Here is an 18,259-nt window from a genome sequence, read left to right as displayed (position 1 = left end):
GCCCCCCTGGCGACACGACCTTGAAGTGTATCATAGGCAGCTTTGCCGACTCGAAATCGCATGGCCGCCCGCGTCCGTCCACTTTGTGCCCGCCCGTCGGAGGCGCGATGAGCGCGCCTGCGCCGTTCACGGTGCGCTATCGCGACGACGACCCGCAGCGGCTGCTCGACCGTCCCGGCACGCTGGCGCTGCTCGGCTTCGGCGCCGGGGCGCCCGCCTGCGCCGATCCGCGCGCGCTGCGCGTGCCGCTGGCGCCGCTGCAGGACGTCGTGCCGCGGGAAAGCTGGGAGGTCGATGCGGCGGTGACCTGCGGCCGCGACGGCGAGCTGCGCTGGGCGGCCGGCGGCGGCTGGCTGTACGCGGCGATCGAGCTGGACGAGGCCGCGTGCGGCGGCGCCGAGGCCGCCGCCGAACGCGCCTATCGCCGGCTCGGCGCGTTCACCGCGGCGCGTCCGGAGCGCCACGTGCAGCGCATCTGGAACTACCTCGGCGCGATCAATGCCGGCGAGGGCGACGCCGAGCACTACCGGCGCTTCTGCAGCGGCCGCGCGCGCGGCATGACGACGCACTTCGCGGACGGCTACCCCGCCGCCACCGCGATCGGCCACGGCGATGCGCCGGGCCTGCTGCAGGTGTACTGGCTGGCGGCGAGCGCGCCCGGCGTCGCGGTCGAGAATCCGCGCCAGCTCAGCGCCTGGCGCTATCCGCGCCAATACGGGCCGACCGCGCCCACCTTCGCGCGCGCGCAGCGCCTGCCGGGCGGCGGCCTGGCGATCTCGGGCACCGCGGCGGTGGTCGGGCACGCCACGCTGCATGCCGGCGACGTGCTCGCCCAGCTCGAGGAGAGCCTGGCCAACCTGGATGCGCTGCAGGCGGCGGCGGGACTGCGGCCCGGTTTCGGCGCCGCGTCGCCGCTCAAGATCTACGTGCGCGACCCGCGCGACGCGCGCGCGGTGGCGGCGCGCCTGGACGCGCGCCTCGCGCCCGAGGTGCCGCGCCTGCTGCTGCAGGGCGACATCTGCCGCCGCGACCTGCTGCTCGAGATCGACGGCTGGCGCTTCGAGCGCGGGGAGTAGGGATTGGGGTGAAGAATCCGGAACCCTCCCACTCCCAACTCCCTACTCCTCGCCCTTCTTCGGCCTTCGCCAGCCCGGAATGGTGGCCTGGCGCGCGCGCGCCACGGTCAGTTCGCCGGGCGGCGCATCCTTGCCGATCACCGAGCCCGCGCCGATGGTGGCGCCGGCGCCGATCGTCACCGGTGCGACCAGCGCGCTGTTGGAGCCGATGAAGGCGCCGTCGCCGATCACCGTGCGGTGCTTGTTGGCGCCGTCGTAGTTGCAGGTGATGGTGCCGGCGCCGATGTTGACCTCGGCGCCGATCTCGGCGTCGCCGAGGTAGCTGAGGTGGTTGGCCTTGCTGCCCTCGCCGATGTGCGCGTTCTTCGCCTCGACGAAGTTGCCGAGCTGAGCGCCGGCGGCCAGCACGGTGCCGGGGCGCAGGCGCGCGAACGGGCCGATCGCGCAGCCGGCGGCGGCAGCGGCGCCGTCGATGTCGCAGTGCGCGCGCACCACGGTGCCGGCGCCGAGCGTGGCGTTGCGGATGCGGCAGAACGGGCCGATGCGCACGCCGTCGCCGAGCGTCACCTCGCCTTCCAGGATCACGTCGACATCGATCTCGACGTCGCGCCCGGCGTGCACGCGGCCGCGCAGGTCGAAGCGCGCGGGATCGGCGAGGCGCACGCCGGCCAGCGCCAGCTCGCGCGCCGCGCGCAGGCGCATGCGCCGCTCCAGGTCGGCGAGCTGCCAGGGATCGTTGGCGCCGAACGCCTCGGCCGGGTCGGCGGCGTCGATCGCGCGCGCCGGCGTGCGCTCCTCGGCGGCCTGCGCGAACACGTCGGTCAGGTAGTACTCGTGCTGCGCGTTGGCGTTGGACAGGTTGGCCACCCACACGCGCAGGCGGCGCGCGTCGGCGGCGAGGATGCCGGTGTTGACCAGCCGGATTGCGCGCTCGTCGGGGCTGGCGTCTTTCTCCTCGATGATCGCGCGCACGTGGCCGAGGCCGTCGCGGACGATGCGGCCGTAGCCGCGCGGGTCGTCCAGCTCGGCAACCAGCACCGCCAGCGGCGTGGCGGCGTCGACCAGCGTCTGCAGCGTCTCCGCGCGGATCAGCGGCACGTCGCCGTACAGCACCAGCACGCGCGCCTGCGCCTGCACGCGCTCCAGCGCCAGGCGCACGGCGTGGCCGGTGCCGAGCTGCTCGGCCTGGTGGATCCAGCCGAGGTCGCGCTCGGCGGCGAACGCCTCGCGCACCTGCTCGCCGCGGTGGCCGTAGACGACGTGGATCGCAGCCGGCGCCAGCGCGCGCGCGGCGTCGAGCACGTGCGCCAGCATCGGCCGCCCGGCCAAGGGCAGCAGCACCTTGGGCCGGTCGGATTTCATGCGCTTGCCCTCGCCGGCGGCGAGAACGATCACGTGCAGCGGTGCCATGGCATTCATCGGCTGAGTTCCCTCCCGGCGCGCACCTTAGCGGAAAACGCCGGACGCAGAAACGCGAACGCCGGCGGGATGCCGGCGTCGCGATGGCCATCGGATGGCGATGTCGCCTCAGTGCTTGAGCGAGCGGCGCAGCCGCTCCAGCGCCTGCAACTGGGCCACGGCCTGGGCCAGCTTGGCCTGCGCCTCGGCGATCTCCATCGCGTCGCTGCGGTCGGCCAGCGCGCGCTCGGCGTCTTCCTTGGCGCGGGTCGCCGCGGCCTCGTCGAGGTCGGCGGCGCGGATCGCGGTGTCGGTCAGCACCGTCACCACCTGCGGCTGCACCTCGAGGATGCCGCCGGAGACGTAGAAGAACTGCTCGTCGCCGCCCTCGAGGATGACGCGCACCTGGCCCGGCTTGAGGCGGGTGATCAGCGGCGCATGCCGCGGCGCGATGCCGAGCTCGCCCATCTCGCCGGTGGCGACGACCATCTGCACTTCGCCGTGGAAGATCTCGGCCTCGGCGCTGACGATGTCGCAACGAATTGTGCTGGCCATGCTGTAGTTCCGGTCGGTTGCCGCGCTGACGGAAAGGGAGTGGGGCGTTGGAAGCGGGGGGGAAACTGCTCCAGCCCCTCTTTGCCTACTCCCTACTTCCCGTTTCCTGCTTTCCTTTTCTTCACGCCGCCTTCGCGGCGCCCATCTCCTCGGCCTTCTTGAACGCCTCGTCGATGCCGCCGACCATGTAGAACGCCTGCTCCGGCAGGTGGTCGCACTCGCCTTCGACGATCATCCTGAAGCCGCGGATGGTTTCCTTCAGCGGCACGTACTTGCCCGGCGAGCCGGTGAACACTTCCGCCACGTGGAACGGCTGGCTGAAGAACTTCTCGACCTTGCGCGCGCGGTAGACGGTCTGCTTGTCCTCTTCCGAGAGCTCGTCCATGCCGAGGATCGCGATGATGTCCTTCAGCTCCTTGTAGCGCTGCAGGGTGCCCTGCACCTTGCGCGCGACCTCGTAGTGCTCGACGCCGACCACGTTCGGATCGAGCTGGCGGCTGGTCGAATCCAGCGGGTCCACCGCCGGGTAGATGCCCAGCGCGGCGATGTTGCGGCTCAGCACGACGGTGGCGTCGAGGTGGGCGAAGGTGGTCGCCGGCGACGGGTCGGTGAGGTCGTCGGCAGGCACGTACACGGCCTGGATCGAGGTGATCGAGCCGGTCTTGGTCGAGGTGATGCGCTCCTGCAGCACGCCCATTTCCTCGGCCAGCGTCGGCTGGTAGCCCACCGCCGACGGCATGCGCCCGAGCAGTGCGGACACCTCGGTGCCGGCCAGCGTGTAGCGGTAGATGTTGTCGACGAACAGCAGCACGTCGCGGCCCTTGCCGGAGGCGTCCTTCTCGTCGCGGAAGTACTCGGCGAGGGTCAGGCCGGTCAGCGCGACGCGCAGGCGGTTGCCCGGCGGCTCGTTCATCTGGCCGTAGACCATCGCCACCTTGTCGAGGACGTTGGAGTCCTTCATCTCGTGGTAGAAGTCGTTGCCCTCGCGGGTGCGCTCGCCCACGCCGGCGAACACCGACAGGCCCGAGTGCTGCTTGGCGATGTTGTTGATCAGCTCCATCATGTTGACGGTCTTGCCGACGCCGGCGCCGCCGAACAGGCCGACCTTGCCGCCCTTGGCGAACGGGCAGACCAGGTCGATGACCTTGATGCCGGTCTCCAGCAGCTCGTTGGCCGCGGCTTGCTCGTCGTAGGACGGCGCGGCGCGATGGATGACCCACTGGTCCTTCGCCTCGACCGGGCCGGCCTCGTCGATCGGATTGCCGAGCACGTCCATGATGCGGCCCAGCGTGGCCTTGCCGACCGGCACCTTGATGCCTTCGCCGGTGTTGCGCGCCAGCAGGCCGCGCTTGAGGCCGTCGGTGGAGCCGAGCGCGATCGTGCGCACGATGCCGTCGCCGAGCTGCTGCTGCACCTCGAGCGTGATCTCGGTGCCGTCGATCTTCAACGCGTCGTACACCTTCGGCACCTGATCGCGCGGAAACTCGACGTCCACCACCGCGCCGATGATCTGAACAACTTTGCCCTGGCTCATGCTGGCCACTCCCGAAACGGATTGAATGCTTTGGAAGCCAAAAGTCAAAAGTCGAAAGTCAATCGAGAAAAGACGCCCGCGTTTTCAATTGACCTTTGACCTTTGACCTTTGGCCGGAAAGATCACACCGCGGCCGCGCCGCTGACGATTTCCGAGATTTCCTGCGTGATCGCCGCCTGGCGCGCCTTGTTGTAGATCAGCGTCAGCGTGTCGATCAGCTTGGTTGCGTTGTCCGACGCGCTCTTCATCGCCACCATGCGCGCGGCGTGCTCGCTGGCGAGGTTCTCCAGCACCGACTGGTACACCAGCGACTCGAGGTAGCGCTGCAGCACGTGGTCGAGCACGGTCTCGGCGTCCGGCTCGTAGATGTAGTCCCAGTCGTGCTCGCGCTTCAGCATCACGTCGGGCACCGGCCGGGACGCCTCCGCCTCGGCCGACTCCATCTGCGCGGCCACCAGCGGCAGCGGCAGCAGCGCCTCGATGCGCGGCTTCTGCGTCATCGTGTTGACGAAGTCGTTGTAGCAGAGATGGACGCGGTCCACGCGGCCTTCGCTGTAGGCGTCCAGCATCACCTTGATGACGCCGATCAGCTGCTCGACCTTGGGACGTTCGCCGAGGTGGGTGGCCGAGCCGACCATCGTCACCTTCAGGCGCTTGAAGAACTGCGTCGCCTTCTGGCCGATCGTGACCACGTCGATCTCGACGCCCTTGGCCTGCCACTGGCGCATCTCGGCGAGCAGGCCGCGGAACAGGTTCGAGTTGAGGCCGCCGCACAGGCCGCGGTCGGTGGAGACGATCACGTAGCCGACGCGCTTGACCGCCGCGCGCTCGACCAGGAACGGGTGCCGGTACTCGGTGCTGGCGTGCGCGATGTGGCCGATCACCTGGCGCATCAGGCGCGCGTACGGGCGCGAGGCCTTCATCAGGTCCTGCGCCTTGCGGATCTTCGAGGCCGAGACCATCTCCAGCGCGCGCGTCACCTTGCGGGTGTTCGCCACGCTCTTGATCTTGGTGCGGACTTCTCTTGCGCCTGCCATCAGGGGACTCTGCTCTTCGTCGGGTGCCGTTTGTCGTTCTGCGCGCGGTGTCGCACTTCCACAACCCCCGCGCGCTTCGCGCGCCGCCCCCTTGACTCAAGGGGGCAACAGCCCGTTACCACGAACCAGTCTTCTTGAACTCGTCGAGCGCCCGCTTGAAGGTGCCCTCGATGTCGTTGTTCCAGTCGCCCGTCGCCACGATCTGCTTCATCAGCTCGCCGTGGTTCTGGTGCATGAACGCGTGCAGCGCCTTCTCGAACGGCAGGATCTGCGCGACCGGCAGGTCGTCCAGATACGCCTTCTCGGCGGCGTAGATCGAAACGGCCAGCTCGGCGATCGACAGCGGCGCGTACTGCTTCTGCTTCATCAGCTCGGTGACGCGCTGGCCGCGCTCGAGCTGGGCGCGGGTGGTGGCGTCGAGGTCGGAGGCGAACTGCGCGAATGCGGCCAGCTCGCGGAACTGCGCCAGCGCCAGCTTCACGCCGCCGGACAGCTTCTTGACGATCTTGGTCTGCGCCGCGCCGCCGACGCGCGACACCGAGATGCCGGCGTTGACCGCCGGGCGGATGCCGGCATTGAACAGGTCGGTCTCGAGGAAGATCTGGCCGTCGGTGATCGAGATCACGTTGGTCGGCACGAACGCGGAGACGTCGCCGGCCTGGGTCTCGATGATCGGCAGCGCGGTCAGCGAGCCGGTCTTGCCCTTGACCGCGCCGTTCGTGGCGCGCTCGACGTAGGCCTCGTTGACGCGCGCGGCGCGCTCGAGCAGGCGCGAGTGCAGGTAGAACACGTCGCCCGGGTACGCCTCGCGGCCCGGCGGGCGCTTCAGCAGCAGCGAGATCTGGCGGTACGCCCAGGCCTGCTTGGTGAGGTCGTCGTAGATGATCAGTGCGTCTTCGCCGCGGTCGCGGAAGTACTCGCCCATCGCGCAGCCGGCGTACGGGGCGATGTACTGCATCGCCGCCGACTCCGACGCCGAGGCGGCGACGATGATGGTGTGCGCCAGCGCGCCGTGTTCTTCCAGCTTGCGCACCACGTTGGCGATCGAGCTCTGCTTCTGGCCGATCGCCACGTAGATGCATTTGATGCCGGTGCCCTTCTGGTTGATGATCGCGTCGACCGCGAGCGCGGTCTTGCCGGTCTGGCGGTCGCCGATGATCAGCTCGCGCTGGCCGCGGCCGATCGGGATCATCGAGTCGACCGACTTGTAGCCGGTCTGCACCGGCTGCGACACCGACTTGCGCCAGATCACGCCCGGCGCGACCTTCTCGATCGGGCTGGAGCCCTGCGCCTGGATCGGGCCCTTGCCGTCGATCGGGTTGCCCAGCGCGTCGACCACGCGGCCGAGCAGGCCTTCGCCGACCGGCACCTCGAGGATGCGGCCGGTGGTCTTGGCGGTGTCGCCTTCGCGCAGGTGCTCGTAGTCGCCGAGCACCACCGCGCCGACCGAGTCGCGCTCCAGGTTCAGCGCCAGCGCGAAGGTGTCGCCCGGCAGCTCGATCATTTCGCCCTGCATCACGTCCGCCAGGCCGTGGATGCGCACGATGCCGTCGGACACGCTGATGATGGTGCCCTCGTTGCGCGCTTCCGCGGCGAGCTTGAACTGCTCGATGCGGGTCTTGATCAGTTCGCTGATCTCGGACGGATTCAGAGAGGTCTGCATGGGTGGTTTCCCTATACGCGTGCCGCCGGGCGGCGCATCGTCGAATTGAAATCGGTCGTCCGCGGCGGCCGCGGCCGCCGCGTTACTGCATCAGTGCGCCAGCGCGCCGGCCAGCTGCGCGAGACGTCCGCGCGCCGAACCGTCGATCACCTGCGCGCCGGTATCGATCACCACGCCGCCGATCAACGCCGGGTCGATCCGCACGTCCAGATCGATCTCGCGCTTGTAGCGGCGCTTCAGCGCCTGCTTGAGTTCGCCCGCCTGCGCGGCGTCCAGCGCCAGCGCGCTGGTCACCTTGACCCGCAGCCGCGACTCGGCCTCGCGCTTCAGCGTCTCGAACAGCACCGCGATTTCCGGCAGCAGGGCGAGGCGGCGGTGCGCGGCCAGCTCGCCGAGGAAGCGCGCGAACGGCTGCTCGGCGCCGACGTCCGGCGGCAGGTGCAGCGCGACCAGTTGCTCCGCTTTGACGCGCGGATCGTTGCCGAGCGCGGCCACGCGCGGATCGGCGGCCACCGCGGCGGCGAAGCCGAGCTGCGCGGACCACGCCGCCAGCGCGCCGTGCGCGTGCGCCAGCTCGAAGGCGGCGCGCGCGTAGGGTCGAGCGAGGGTGAGCGCCTGCGCCATGGTCAGATCTCGGCGGCGAGCTGGTCGAGCAGCGCCTTGTGGGCGCTGGCGTCGATCTCGCGCTGGATGATCTTCTCCGCGCCCTTCACCGCCAGCGAGCCGACCTGCTCGCGCAGCTGCTCGCGCGCGCGCTGCGCCATGCTGGCGATCTCGGCCTGTGCGGCCGCCTTCTGGCGGTTCAGCTCCGCCACGGCGTCCTCGCGCGCCTTGTCGAGGATCTGGTTGGCCTGCTGCTGCGCCTTGTCGATGATCTCGGCGGCCTGCTGGCGCGCCTTCTTGATCTCGACGGCGACGCGGGCATCGGCGTCCTTCAGCTCGGTGCGCGCGCGCTCGGCGGCGGCCAGGCCTTCGGCGATTTTCTTCTGGCGTTCCTCGATGGCGTTGAGGATGTGCGGCCAGATGAACTGGACGCAGAACCAGATCAGGATGGCGAACGAAAGGATTTCGCCAAACAGGGTCGCATTGAATTCCATCGGTGCGCTACCTGGTCGTTACCACGGACGGGCACGGGCGCCGCGCGCCCGTGCCGGGATCGGCTTCGCGCTGCGCGCTCAGCCCGCGCCGCCGAGCTTGGCCAGCAGCGGGTTGGCCACGGCGAAGTACATCGCCAGCGCCACGCCGATCAGGAACGCCGCGTCGATCAGGCCGGCGAGCAGGAACATGCGGCCCTGCAGCATCGGCACCAGCTCCGGCTGGCGCGCGGCGGACTCGAGGAACTTCGAGCCCATGATGCCGATGCCGATGCAGGCGCCGATCGCGCCGAGGCCGATGATCAGGCCGAGGCCGAGAGCGGTGAAGGCCTGGACCTGGGCGACGTATTGAACGAGCTGCTCCATGACGAACTCCTTACGGTGAAGGCTTGGATGGGTTGGAATGGGTCGGGATCAGTGATGGTCGTGCGCCATCGAGATGTACACGATCGTCAGCACCATGAAGATGAAGGCCTGGATGCTGATGATCAGGATGTGGAAGATGCCCCAGGCGGTGTAGCCGATCACGCCGAGGCCGAACAGCGCCCAGCTGCCGGCGCCGAGCAGGCCGGCGATCAGCATGAACACCAGCTCGCCGGCGTACATGTTGCCGAACAGTCGCATCGCCAGGCTGACCGGCTTGGAGGCCAGCTCGACCAGGTTCAGCGCGAAATTGGGGATCCACAGCAGCGGGTGCGCGCCGAACGGCGCGGTGAACAGCTCGTGCATGTAGCCGCCCACGCCCTTGGCCTTGAAGCTGTAGAAGATGATCAGGACGAACACGGTGAGCGACATCGCGAACGTCATGTTGACGTCGGCGGTCGGCACTGCGCGGAAGTGGCCGACGCCGAACTTGGCGAGGATCCAGGGCAGCAGGTCGACCGGCAGCAGGTCCATCGCGTTCATCAGGAACACCCAGACGAACACGGTCAGCGCCAGCGGCGCGAGGAAGCGGCGGTCGCCGTGGAACACGTCCTTGACCTGGCCGTCGACGAACTCGACCACCAGCTCGATGAAAGCCTGGGTCCGGCCCGGCACGCCGGCGGTGGCCTTGCGCGCGGTCGTCCAGAACCACAGCGCGAACAGCACGCCGAGCGCCAGCGACACCGTCAGCGAATCCAGGTGCACCGACCAGAATCCACCCTCGCTCACGTGCGGCGAGAGATGGGTGAGGTGGTGCTGGATGTACTCGGTGAGACCGCCCTGCTGTGCCTCGCTGGCCATGCCTTAACCCTTGAACCTGAGCGCCATCAGATTGACTGCCAGTGCGAGCACCAGCCCCGCGAGCGCGGGCACCGGCGGCAGCTGCCAGCGGACCAGAACCAGATACAGCCCCCCGAGGATCGCGGCCCACTTGAGCAGCGTTCCCGCCAGGAAGCCTGCGAGTGCGCGTCCCGCGCCTCCGCTGCCGAACAGGCGCAGCGCGAGCAGCGCATTGCCGACGGCGACCACCAGCGCGCCGATGCCCGCAGCAACCGCCGCGCCGCGCCCCTGCACGAGGAAGGCAAGGGCCGCCAATGCCGCCACGCCCAACTGCGCGACCAGGAGGCGCGCGGCGAGACGACGGCCGGCGGCAAGAGAGTTCAGCACGCAGACTTCCACCGAGGGCATCGCTGCGAGAGCGAACCCGATGCAACCGACAAAGCTACGGTCGAGCCTTAAAATGATAGCAGGCGCTATTGCGCCGCCGCAAGCCGAAAACGCCTGCGGCAAGGCGCCGCAACGGCCCCGTCCCGCCAAGCGTTCGTTCCCGTTCATGGAGCCCGCATGGCCATCGCTTGCGGGCGCATCCTCGTCGCCGCTTTCCTGCCGCGGCTTTTCGCCACCCCGGCCGAAGCCGGCGGCGACGGGCGCGACCGCGACGACCGCGCGCCGCGCGAATTTCCGGATCGGCAGGCCGGCTGGCGCGCCCGTGCGCACCGGGCGCAATTGAGCGGCCACGAGGCGTTTCCGCCGTTCGCTGCGGCGGTGCGGTAGCCGGAGGACCGCATGTGCCGCAACCGCGGATCGACGCGCGGGCGATGGCCCTCGTCGCTGCGCCAGGCCTGCGGCGCATGCCGCGTCCCCGACGTCGCGACGCTGCGCGGCCTGGCGTGGCTCGCGGCGGCGCTGTGCACGGTCGGCCTGTTCCTGCTGGCCGCCCGGGCGCGCAAAAGAAAGCGGCCGGACGGGGACCGTCCGGCCGCAAGGGGCGCCGCAACGCGGGAGGGGTGCGTGCGGCGCTTCTGACGTTGACGCTTAGCGGGCGGCCTTCTTGGCCGCCGCCGGGGTGGCGAAGGCCTCGTTGGCGGCCTTGAGCTGGGCATTGGCCAGCTCGCCGATCGACTCCGCGGTCTTCACCGCGATCGCGTAGATCTGCTGATTGACCGCAAAGCCCTGCTCGACCTGGGCGCGGGCCAGGGTCAGGCCCTTGCCCCACAGCGTGCGGGTCGCCTCGAGATCGCGCGCATCGGCGGCTTCGGCCGCGAAGGCGACGCCGGCGTCGGCCTGCGCTTCCAGCGCCTTCAGCTGCGCTTCGCCGATCTGCTCGAGGCCCTGCAGCGCCGTGGCCTGCGCCTTGAACGCGGCATCGGCGAACTGCTTGCCCAGCGCGAAGGCCTGCTTGTGCCAGGTGGTGATCATGGGGGTGCCCTCATCGGGTGATCCGAACGTGGGTGACAGGTTAGCAGGTGCTATTGTGCAATGCAACATTCGTGGGGCGAGGAGGTGCGCTTGCCCTTGTGGAGCCCTCACGATGCTTGCTTGTCGACTGTCTTGGCGGTGCCGGCAGACGTGCGGCACCGCAACATCACGTGCCGACGTAACGCGCCCCGCTGGTGCAGGTCTCGTGGACGGCGACGGCGCTCAGGCCCGGCAGCGCCGGCTTCAGGCGCTCCCAGATCCAGCGCGCCAGCCGCTCGCTGGTGGGGTTCTCGAGCCCCGCAACCTCATTGAGGTAGCGGTGGTCGAGCGCGTCGAACAGCGGCGCGAACGCCGCCTTGACGTCGGCGAAGTCCATCACCCAGCCCAGCTGCGGATCGGGCTCGCCGCCGACGTGGATCTCGATGCGGAACGAATGCCCGTGCAGCCGCGCGCACTTGTGTCCGGCCGGCACGTTCGGCAGCCGGTGCGCCGCTTCGATGTGGAAGACCTTGAAGATGTCCATCAGAAGGTGCCGGCTGCGCTGGAGGAGGGGAAAAGGCGTGGATTCACCTTCCCATTATGGCGTCGAAGCCCGTGCCGATCGAACGGCGCGGGGTCGCCGTGGCTGCGACCCGGCCTGGCGCCGTCGGGCGCCGCCATGGAAACGGACGGCGATCAGGCGCGGCCGTCGATCCGGAACCGCACCTGCAGCCCTCTGCCGTGCCTGCCGTCGTGCAGGCTGAGATCGGCGCCGATGACGGCGGCGATGCGGTCGACGATGGCCAGGCCCAGGCCCGCGCCGCCGCGATCCTGTCCGGCGAGCCGGTGGAAACGCTGCCGCGCCCGTTCGCGCTGGTCGGCGGGGATGCCCGGCCCGTCGTCGCTGACCGCAAGGGTGACGGCACCGTCAGCGTGGCGGGCGCTGACCATCACCTCGACGTCGTGCGCGCCGTAGCGGATGGCGTTGTCGACCAGGTTGCGCAGCACGATCCGCAGCAGGGTGGGCTCGGCATGGACGGCGACGGCTTCGTCGGCCGCGTTCACCGTCACCGCCACACCCCGTTTCGCGGCCTGCGGGGCCAGCTCGGCCACAACCTCGCGGACGATGGGCAGAACCGCCACCGACGCCGGTGCGGGTGCGGCCGCCGTCGCGTCCAGCCGCGACAGCACCAGCAATTGGTCGACCAGGCGTGCGGCACGGTCGCAGCCGGCGACGACGTGATCGAGCGCGGCAGTGCGCTCGGCCTCGTCGCGGGCGCCGAGCGCGACCTGCGCCTGGGCGCGGATCGCGGCGATCGGCGTGCGCAGTTCGTGCGAAGCGTCGCCGGTGAACTGGCGTTCGCGCGCAATGCTCTCGCCGGTCCGCGCGAACAGCGCATTGAGGCGATGCAGCAGCGGCCGGATCTCGCGCGGCGCGTCGCCCGCGCCGAGCGGCTGCGTGTCCAGCGGCGACCGCTGGCCGACCTCGGCGGCAATCCGCTGCAGCGGCGCCAGGCCGCGTCCGATCGCGATCCACACGCCCAGCCCGATCAGCGGAAGCGCGGCCAGCAGCGGCCACGCCAGGCGTGCGGGGACCGCGCGCGCGAGATGCTCGCGTGCCGCGACCGGCTCGCCGAGCTGCACCAGCAGCCCGTGCTCCGGATGCCGCACGCTGTACACGCGCCAGCGCACGCCATCCACCGTGGTGGTGCTGAAGCCCGCCGCGATCGCCGCCAGGCGCCGATTGGGGGCATCGGCCGAATGCAGGTGCAGGCGATCGCCTTCCCAGACCTGCACGACCAGCCGCGTGCGATCCTCGCCCCGTGCGGGCAGGTGCTCCAGCTCGATCTCGTCGAGATCATCGGAGGCCTGCGCCACCAGCAGCGCCGCGGATTGCGACAGGTGCGCGTCCAGCAGTTCGTCCAGCTCGTGCCGGGCGCCGGCGCGCGGCACGCGCACGTCATGCTCGGAATAGACGCCGCTGGCCGCATTGCGGTGGCAGGCGCCGCAATTGGCGGGCGACTTCACCGCGGGCAGGTTCCAGGTCGACGCCGGCAGTTCGTCGTGCTCGTGCAGGAACCAGCGCGAGCGGGTGATGCGCGGCGACGCCGCGTCGGAACGCTGTCCATCCGGGCGCGCGGCGTGGGTCTGCAGCCAGCGCTCGATCTCGCCGGCCAGCGCCGGTTCGAGGCTGGCATCCGTGCCGAAGTGGCGGTCGAGCCCGCCCATCAGCGTTTGCCATGAGGCGGCCGGCAGGCCGCGCGCCGGATAGGGCGCGTGGCAACTGCCGCATTCCTCCACGTAGACCTTGGGCGGCGTGACGCGGACGGCGCGGTTTGCGCCGTCCCCGGCCCAGGCTGGGGCGACGGCTATCGCCAGCAGCGCGATCGCGGCGAAACGCGCGCGGTTCATGGCCGCCCCTCTGCCGGAAGGCTGCTCAACCAGGCGGTGATGTCGGCTTTCTCCGCCGCCGTGCACTCCCGGCCCACGACGTCCCGGCAGTTGCGCCTGAACCACTTCTCCGCCTTGGCCGGATCCTTGAACCGTTCGGGGTTGGCCGCGGGCGCCAGCGGCGCCAGCTCGCGGCCGGTGACGGCGTGCCGGCCGGGTTGGCGCGGGTCGCGCGTGTGGCAGGACGCGCAGCTCCAGTCGTTGCCGTGCGTCGCGTTGAAGAATTGCCGGCCGCGTGCGGTAGCCTCGCCCGCGTTGGCTTGCGCGAGCGTCAAGGGAAACGAGAGCAGCAGGACCAGCAAGACCAGCAAGGGTGCGGACGCCATGGATGCGCTCCTTGGGACGACGGGAGCGATCCTGCCGGGCGCGGATTAAGGCAGCCTTATGGCGAGGGCGGACGTTGCGGCCGGCTGTCGGGCTCGCGGGTGCGGTCGCGCGGCTGCGCTTTCTGCGCAGGAGCCGCATTCGGTTGCTTCACCGCCACGCTTCCGATGCGCCCATCGAATTCGTGCGAAGTGGGGCACGAACCTCGCTGCGCCCCGCGCGCGGTCCGATGTGCTGCACGAGCGCGCGCTGCAACGGGAGCAGCCGGGAACGGCGCGGCGCGCCGTGAGGCGCGGGAATCGCGTCACGCCCGGCGTGCAGGCTGGAACAGGGATCGCGGGGGAGTCGTCGGGAACCGCGGTGGTGGCTAGGGGCGGGATCGAACCGCCGACCTCAGCATTATGAGTGCCGCGCTCTAACCATCTGAGCTACCTAGCCACAGGTGCCCGATACGAAGGGGCCGCAAGTGTAGTGCCGTACCGGGCGCTGTCAAGCCTCGGGCGTGGCCGTCGCACGCGCGCGCCTTGCCGCGCCTTTCCGGGCTGTGGTTGAATCCAAGCCGCAAGTGCGAGGTGACAGCGGCATGATCGACGCCGACGGCTATCGTCCCAACGTGGGCATCATCCTGCTCAACGGCGACGGCCGCCTGTTCTGGGCGCGTCGGGTCAGCCGCGACGGCTGGCAGTTCCCGCAGGGCGGCATGCACAGCGACGAAACCCCGCTCGAGGCGATGTACCGCGAGCTGGAGGAGGAAACCGGGCTGCGGACCGAGCACGTCGAGGTGCTCGGCACCACGCCGGGCTGGCTGCGCTACCGCCTGCCGCGTCGCTACCTGCGCCGCCACGAGCGGCCGATGTGCATCGGCCAGAAGCAGGTCTGGTTCCTGCTGCGCTTCCGCGGCGAGGAATCGCATCTTCGCCTCGACGCCACCGAGAAGCCGGAGTTCGACTCGTGGCGCTGGGTGGACTTCTGGTATCCCGCCGCGCACGTGGTCGCGTTCAAGCGCGGCGTCTACGAGCGCGCGCTGCGCCAGTTCGCGCCGGTGGTCGAGACGCACTGCCAGGTGCTGCTGCAACTGCCGCCGCGACGCGGCCTCGTCGCCGCCTGAGCGGCGCCGCAAGACCTCCTCGTCTCCCGCGACCCCGTGAGCAGCCGCGCTGCGGGAGCGGTTTCAGCCGCAACGTGCCGTGCCCGATCGCCGCGCAGGAGCCCGGTCGATCGGCTCCCTCGACTCGAGGGGCGGTCCCTTGCGCGGCAAGGGCGGTGGTGCGGGGCCAGGCCCGCCGTGCGTGCGTGGTGCGGAATCCCGCAACTCGCCCGGCATCCTCATTTGACAATCATTCTCATTTGCGTTCCAATGCCGCCCCGGAGGCCGGGCCATGTACGTCTGCATCTGCAATGCCGTCACCGATCGCGATATCCGCCGCGCCGTGGAAGCGGGCGTGCGCGGCTTCGCCGAGCTGCAGGCGCGCACCGGCTGTTCGACCACGTGCGGCTGCTGCGAGCCGCTGGCGCGCCAGGTGTTGAGCGAGGCCGTGGCCGAAGTCCGCATGCGCCTGCCTGCCGCCGCGGCTGCCTGAGCCGGCGCGCCCGAACGCGCACGATTCGCGTTAGCGTGCCGCCGCAACGGCGGCACTATAGTCGCCGCATCCACGGAGTCCGGAGACGGCGATGAAAGGCGACGCCAAGGTCATCGAGCACCTCAACAAGGCGCTGTTCAACGAGCTGACCGCGATCAACCAGTATTTCCTGCACTCGCGGATGTTCCGCAACTGGGGCTACGGTGAACTGGCCGAGCACGAGTACAAGGAATCGCTCGACGAGATGAAGCACGCCGATCAGCTGATCGAGCGCATCCTGTTCCTGCAGGGCCTGCCCAACCTGCAGCATCTCGGCAAGCTGCTGATCGGCGAGACGCCGCAGGAAGTGCTGGCCTGCGACCTCAAGCTGGAGCAGGTCGCGCATCCCGACCTCAAGGCCGCGATCGCGTACTGCGAGCAGGTCGGCGACTACGTCAGCCGCGAGCTGTTCGCGTCCATCCTCGCCTCCGAGGAGGCGCACATCGACTGGCTGGAGACCCAGCTCGGCCTGATCGCGCAGCTCGGCGAGACCGCTTACCTGCAGACCAAGCTGGACAGCTGAGCGCGCAGCGCGGGCCGCGGCCCGCCCTACAGGGCGAAGCGGCGCCGCAATGCGGCGGCGGCGGCGCCGTAGGCTTCGATCAGCGCGGCCACGCGCGCGGGCGGATCGGCGACGCGGCCGGCACGCGCGTCCAGTTCGAGGCTCTTCGCAAGCGCCGACAGCGTGCGCGCGCCGAGGTTGGCGCTGGCCGACTTCAGCGCGTGCGCGTGCGCGCTCAGCCCGGCGATGTCGCCCTGCGCGGCGGCGGCGCGCAGCCCGTCGAGGCGCTGCGGGCTGTCGGCGAGGAACACCCGCACCAGCATGCGCAGCTCGTCGCCCATGATGTCGACGAGGTCGTCGAGCACGCTGCTGTCCAGCACCGGCTCGTCACTGGGCGGGGCCGGCGCGGGTGCCGGCGTCGGCGCGGCGGCGACGGCCGGTGCGGGCACGGCGATGGCCGGCGGCAGGCCGGGGAAAGCGTCGTCCGGCGGCTCGACCGCGTCGGCCGCTTCGGCCTGCGCTCCCAGCCAGCGCCGCAGGGTGTCGGCGAGCAGGCCGCGGTCGAGCGGCTTGGTCAGGTAGTCGTCCATGCCGGACTCCAGGCAGCGTTCGCGGTCGCCGGCCATCGCGTGTGCGGTCATCGCGATCACCGGCAGGCGCGGCGCGCCGGCGGCGGCCTCGCGTTTGCGCAGCTCGCGGGTGGCGCTGTAGCCGTCCAGCACCGGCATCTGGCAGTCCATCAGCACCAGGTCGAAGCGCTGTCGCGCCAGGCTCTCCAGGGCCTCGCCGCCGTGCGCGGCGTGGGTGACTTCGAGGCCGAGCCGGCTGAGCAGCTTGCTGGCGACTTGCAGGTTGACCGGGTGGTCCTCGACCAGCAGCACCTTGCCGCGCAGCCGCAGCGGGGCGTCGGCGGCGCCCGGCGTCGGCATCGGCGCGGGCGTGGGCAGCGACGCGAGCAGGGGCGCGGGCCGGCTGTCGGCGATGGCGTAGAGGGAATGCAGCGCGGCGCGCAGCCCCGCCTCGTCGGAAATGCGCGCGAGGGTGGCGACGCGGCCGCCGGCATCGTCGACGCGGCCGCCGCCGAGCAGCAGCACGCGCGCGCGCTCCAGGCGCGGCTCGCGCAGCACGTTGCGCAGCAGCGCCTGCGCGTCGCCGCGCACGGTGGCGGGATCGACGATCACCAGCTCGTGGGCGAACGAGCGCCCCAGCGGCGCGGCGTGGCGCAACTGCGCCAGCGCCTCGGCGGCGCCGCCGACCTGGGCGTGCTGGATGCCGAGGCCGGCCAGCAGCGGCGCGAGCTGGTGCGCGGTCACCGGATCGGCAGCGATCAGCGCGCGCAGGCCGGCGAGCTCGTGGCGGGTGCCCGGGATGTCGCCGGGCATCTTCGCCAGCGGCACGCTGAACCAGAACACCGAGCCGCGTCCCGGCTCGGAGCGCACGCCGATCTGGCCGCCCATCAGGTCGACCAGGCGCTTGCAGATGGTCAGGCCGAGCCCGGTGCCGCCGTAGCGCCGCGTCACCGAGGCGTCGGCTTGGGTGAACGGACGGAACAGGCGCTCGGCGACGTCCGGGGCGATGCCGATGCCGGTGTCGCGCACCGCGAACAGCACCTCGTGGTGGGTGCGCGTGTCGCCGCGCTTGCTGACCCGCACCGACACGCCGCCGCGCTCGGTGAACTTGATCGCGTTGCCGACCAGGTTGGTCAGCACCTGGCGCAGTCGCACCGGGTCGCCGCGCAGGTTCGGGCGCACCTCGGGGTCGAGCGCGAAGCGCAGCGCCAGGCCCTTGCTCTCGGCCGGGCGCTGCATCAGCGCCAGCACGCTGTCGCCGAGTTCGCGCAGGTTGAGGCTGACGCTCTCCAGTTCCAGCTTGCCCGCCTCGATCTTGGAGTAGTCGAGGATGTCGTCGACGATGTCCAGCAGCTCCTGCGCGGAACGGTGCGCGGTGCCGAGGTAGTCGCGTTGCTCGGGCGTCAGCGAGGTGCCGAGCACGATGTCGAGCAGCGGCAGGATGCCGTTCAGCGGCGTGCGGATCTCGTGGCTCATGGTGGCGAGGAATTCGCTCTTCGCCAGCATCGCCGCCTCGGCCGTCTGCTTGGCGGCGATCAGCTCCTGCTGCACGCCGCGCAGCGACTCCAGTTCCGTGCCGAGCGTGCGGATGCGCTCCTCGGCGTCGAACAGCGCGCTGCGCGCGATGGCCGGCATCGGCGTCGCGCGCCGCCCGCGAATCGCGCCGAACAGCAGCAGCGCCGCGCCCGGCGCCAGCAGCGCGCCGATGCCGAGCGCGGTGGCGGCCGGCAGCAGCAGCGCGGCGGCGGCCAGCGCCGCCAGCAGCAGCGCGCTGCCGGCGCCGAGCAGCCAGCCGAATGCGTGCGTTCCTGTCGTCGTTGGCGAATCCATGCCCTG

At 70.7% G+C, this 18,259-nt stretch carries 20 protein-coding genes and 1 tRNA gene; 5 read left to right on the top strand and 16 right to left on the bottom strand.

The genetic code is table 11. The features are described from left to right. Positions 1–107 precede the first annotated feature (107 nt). Positions 108–1,076 carry a pteridine-dependent deoxygenase gene (locus ABFC67_RS08280; protein ID WP_346737527.1) on the top strand — a complete coding sequence of 323 codons (969 nt, stop codon included), beginning with the start codon at positions 108–110 and terminating at the stop codon, positions 1,074–1,076. 42 nt (positions 1,077–1,118) lie between these two features. On the opposite strand, the gene glmU is transcribed toward ABFC67_RS08280, so the two are convergent. The 10 genes from glmU to ABFC67_RS08230 form a co-directional block, all read right to left on the bottom strand. Further along, positions 1,119–2,495: a bifunctional UDP-N-acetylglucosamine diphosphorylase/glucosamine-1-phosphate N-acetyltransferase GlmU gene (gene glmU, locus ABFC67_RS08275; RefSeq protein ID WP_346737526.1), complete on the bottom strand. Its 1,377-nt coding sequence runs from the start codon at positions 2,493–2,495 to the stop codon at positions 1,119–1,121. A gap of 108 nt (positions 2,496–2,603) precedes the next feature. Further along, a complete protein-coding gene (locus ABFC67_RS08270; protein ID WP_346737525.1) occupies positions 2,604–3,029 on the bottom strand; it encodes a F0F1 ATP synthase subunit epsilon in 426 nt (141 codons plus the stop codon). 121 nt (positions 3,030–3,150) lie between these two features. Beyond that, positions 3,151–4,563: a F0F1 ATP synthase subunit beta gene (gene atpD, locus ABFC67_RS08265; RefSeq protein ID WP_346737524.1), complete on the bottom strand. Its 1,413-nt coding sequence runs from the start codon at positions 4,561–4,563 to the stop codon at positions 3,151–3,153. Positions 4,564–4,685: 122 nt separating this feature from the next. Beyond that, a complete protein-coding gene (gene atpG, locus ABFC67_RS08260; RefSeq protein WP_346737523.1) occupies positions 4,686–5,600 on the bottom strand; it encodes a F0F1 ATP synthase subunit gamma in 915 nt (304 codons plus the stop codon). Positions 5,601–5,715: 115 nt separating this feature from the next. Further along, a complete protein-coding gene (atpA, locus tag ABFC67_RS08255; protein WP_346737522.1) occupies positions 5,716–7,263 on the bottom strand; it encodes a F0F1 ATP synthase subunit alpha in 1,548 nt (515 codons plus the stop codon). Between the two features lie 90 nt (positions 7,264–7,353). After that, entirely contained in the window at positions 7,354–7,887 is a 534-nt protein-coding gene (locus tag ABFC67_RS08250) for a F0F1 ATP synthase subunit delta (protein WP_346737521.1), read from the bottom strand. 2 nt (positions 7,888–7,889) lie between these two features. Then, positions 7,890–8,360 carry a F0F1 ATP synthase subunit B gene (locus ABFC67_RS08245; protein WP_346737520.1) on the bottom strand — a complete coding sequence of 157 codons (471 nt, stop codon included), beginning with the start codon at positions 8,358–8,360 and terminating at the stop codon, positions 7,890–7,892. A 78-nt stretch (positions 8,361–8,438) separates the two neighbouring features. Beyond that, on the bottom strand, positions 8,439–8,723 hold the full coding sequence (gene atpE / locus ABFC67_RS08240; protein WP_062534162.1) for a F0F1 ATP synthase subunit C: 285 nt from the start codon (positions 8,721–8,723) through the stop codon (positions 8,439–8,441). Positions 8,724–8,771: 48 nt separating this feature from the next. Continuing rightward, complete coding sequence (gene atpB / locus ABFC67_RS08235; RefSeq protein WP_346737519.1) at positions 8,772–9,581, bottom strand: F0F1 ATP synthase subunit A; 810 nt, start codon at positions 9,579–9,581, stop codon at positions 8,772–8,774. A 3-nt stretch (positions 9,582–9,584) separates the two neighbouring features. Continuing rightward, positions 9,585–10,298 (bottom strand): ATP synthase subunit I, encoded by a 714-nt coding sequence (locus tag ABFC67_RS08230; RefSeq protein WP_346737518.1) that lies wholly within the window; start codon positions 10,296–10,298, stop codon positions 9,585–9,587. Positions 10,299–10,346: 48 nt separating this feature from the next. On the opposite strand from ABFC67_RS08230, the gene ABFC67_RS08225 reads away from it, so the two are divergent. Beyond that, positions 10,347–10,586, top strand: coding sequence for a hypothetical protein (locus ABFC67_RS08225; protein ID WP_346737517.1), 240 nt, complete (start codon positions 10,347–10,349; stop codon positions 10,584–10,586). Between the two features lie 9 nt (positions 10,587–10,595). Here the strand turns inward: ABFC67_RS08225 and ABFC67_RS08220 are convergent, their stop codons facing one another. From ABFC67_RS08220 to ABFC67_RS08200, 5 genes are all read right to left on the bottom strand, one after another. Continuing rightward, positions 10,596–10,979, bottom strand: coding sequence for a phasin family protein (locus ABFC67_RS08220; RefSeq protein WP_346737516.1), 384 nt, complete (start codon positions 10,977–10,979; stop codon positions 10,596–10,598). Positions 10,980–11,145: 166 nt separating this feature from the next. Next, positions 11,146–11,502, bottom strand: coding sequence for a 6-carboxytetrahydropterin synthase QueD (gene queD / locus ABFC67_RS08215; protein ID WP_346737515.1), 357 nt, complete (start codon positions 11,500–11,502; stop codon positions 11,146–11,148). A gap of 152 nt (positions 11,503–11,654) precedes the next feature. Next, positions 11,655–13,370: an ATP-binding protein gene (locus ABFC67_RS08210; protein WP_346737514.1), complete on the bottom strand. Its 1,716-nt coding sequence runs from the start codon at positions 13,368–13,370 to the stop codon at positions 11,655–11,657. Continuing rightward, positions 13,367–13,735, bottom strand: coding sequence for a DUF1924 domain-containing protein (locus ABFC67_RS08205; protein ID WP_346737513.1), 369 nt, complete (start codon positions 13,733–13,735; stop codon positions 13,367–13,369). Before ABFC67_RS08205 ends, ABFC67_RS08210 begins: the two co-directional genes overlap by 4 nt. Before the next feature lie 359 nt (positions 13,736–14,094). Next, positions 14,095–14,171: transfer RNA gene (locus ABFC67_RS08200), tRNA-Met, on the bottom strand. 145 nt (positions 14,172–14,316) lie between these two features. On the opposite strand from ABFC67_RS08200, the gene ABFC67_RS08195 reads away from it, so the two are divergent. The 3 genes from ABFC67_RS08195 (at position 14,317) to bfr (ending at position 15,875) form a co-directional block, all read left to right on the top strand. After that, entirely contained in the window at positions 14,317–14,841 is a 525-nt protein-coding gene (locus ABFC67_RS08195; RefSeq protein ID WP_346737512.1) for an RNA pyrophosphohydrolase, read from the top strand. A 271-nt stretch (positions 14,842–15,112) separates the two neighbouring features. Continuing rightward, positions 15,113–15,313 (top strand): (2Fe-2S)-binding protein, encoded by a 201-nt coding sequence (locus tag ABFC67_RS08190; protein ID WP_346737511.1) that lies wholly within the window; start codon positions 15,113–15,115, stop codon positions 15,311–15,313. A 91-nt stretch (positions 15,314–15,404) separates the two neighbouring features. Next, positions 15,405–15,875 (top strand): bacterioferritin, encoded by a 471-nt coding sequence (gene bfr, locus ABFC67_RS08185; RefSeq protein ID WP_346737510.1) that lies wholly within the window; start codon positions 15,405–15,407, stop codon positions 15,873–15,875. Between the two features lie 26 nt (positions 15,876–15,901). On the opposite strand, the gene ABFC67_RS08180 is transcribed toward bfr, so the two are convergent. Then, positions 15,902–18,259: ATP-binding protein (locus tag ABFC67_RS08180; RefSeq protein WP_346737509.1), on the bottom strand; the 2,358-nt coding region annotated here is incomplete at its 5' end.

The sequence above is a fragment of the Mizugakiibacter sp. genome (assembly GCF_039680435.1).
GTDB lineage: Bacteria > Pseudomonadota > Gammaproteobacteria > Xanthomonadales > Rhodanobacteraceae > Mizugakiibacter.
The sequence above is the reverse complement of the archived record's forward strand: the minus strand, read 5'-3'. Positions and strand labels throughout refer to the sequence as shown.

Bases quoted from the DNA above. Each gene is read 5' to 3' on its own strand.
- ABFC67_RS08280 (WP_346737527.1), top strand. From the start codon at position 108: ATGAGCGCGCCTGCGCCGTTCACGGTGCGCTATCGCGACGACGACCCG.
- glmU (WP_346737526.1), bottom strand. From the start codon at position 2,495: ATGAATGCCATGGCACCGCTGCACGTGATCGTTCTCGCCGCCGGCGAG.
- ABFC67_RS08270 (WP_346737525.1), bottom strand. From the start codon at position 3,029: ATGGCCAGCACAATTCGTTGCGACATCGTCAGCGCCGAGGCCGAGATC.
- atpD (WP_346737524.1), bottom strand. From the start codon at position 4,563: ATGAGCCAGGGCAAAGTTGTTCAGATCATCGGCGCGGTGGTGGACGTC.
- atpG (WP_346737523.1), bottom strand. From the start codon at position 5,600: ATGGCAGGCGCAAGAGAAGTCCGCACCAAGATCAAGAGCGTGGCGAAC.
- atpA (WP_346737522.1), bottom strand. From the start codon at position 7,263: ATGCAGACCTCTCTGAATCCGTCCGAGATCAGCGAACTGATCAAGACC.
- ABFC67_RS08250 (WP_346737521.1), bottom strand. From the start codon at position 7,887: ATGGCGCAGGCGCTCACCCTCGCTCGACCCTACGCGCGCGCCGCCTTC.
- ABFC67_RS08245 (WP_346737520.1), bottom strand. From the start codon at position 8,360: ATGGAATTCAATGCGACCCTGTTTGGCGAAATCCTTTCGTTCGCCATC.
- atpE (WP_062534162.1), bottom strand. From the start codon at position 8,723: ATGGAGCAGCTCGTTCAATACGTCGCCCAGGTCCAGGCCTTCACCGCT.
- atpB (WP_346737519.1), bottom strand. From the start codon at position 9,581: ATGGCCAGCGAGGCACAGCAGGGCGGTCTCACCGAGTACATCCAGCAC.
- ABFC67_RS08225 (WP_346737517.1), top strand. From the start codon at position 10,347: ATGTGCCGCAACCGCGGATCGACGCGCGGGCGATGGCCCTCGTCGCTG.
- ABFC67_RS08220 (WP_346737516.1), bottom strand. From the start codon at position 10,979: ATGATCACCACCTGGCACAAGCAGGCCTTCGCGCTGGGCAAGCAGTTC.
- queD (WP_346737515.1), bottom strand. From the start codon at position 11,502: ATGGACATCTTCAAGGTCTTCCACATCGAAGCGGCGCACCGGCTGCCG.
- ABFC67_RS08210 (WP_346737514.1), bottom strand. From the start codon at position 13,370: ATGAACCGCGCGCGTTTCGCCGCGATCGCGCTGCTGGCGATAGCCGTC.
- ABFC67_RS08205 (WP_346737513.1), bottom strand. From the start codon at position 13,735: ATGGCGTCCGCACCCTTGCTGGTCTTGCTGGTCCTGCTGCTCTCGTTT.
- ABFC67_RS08195 (WP_346737512.1), top strand. From the start codon at position 14,317: ATGATCGACGCCGACGGCTATCGTCCCAACGTGGGCATCATCCTGCTC.
- ABFC67_RS08190 (WP_346737511.1), top strand. From the start codon at position 15,113: ATGTACGTCTGCATCTGCAATGCCGTCACCGATCGCGATATCCGCCGC.
- bfr (WP_346737510.1), top strand. From the start codon at position 15,405: ATGAAAGGCGACGCCAAGGTCATCGAGCACCTCAACAAGGCGCTGTTC.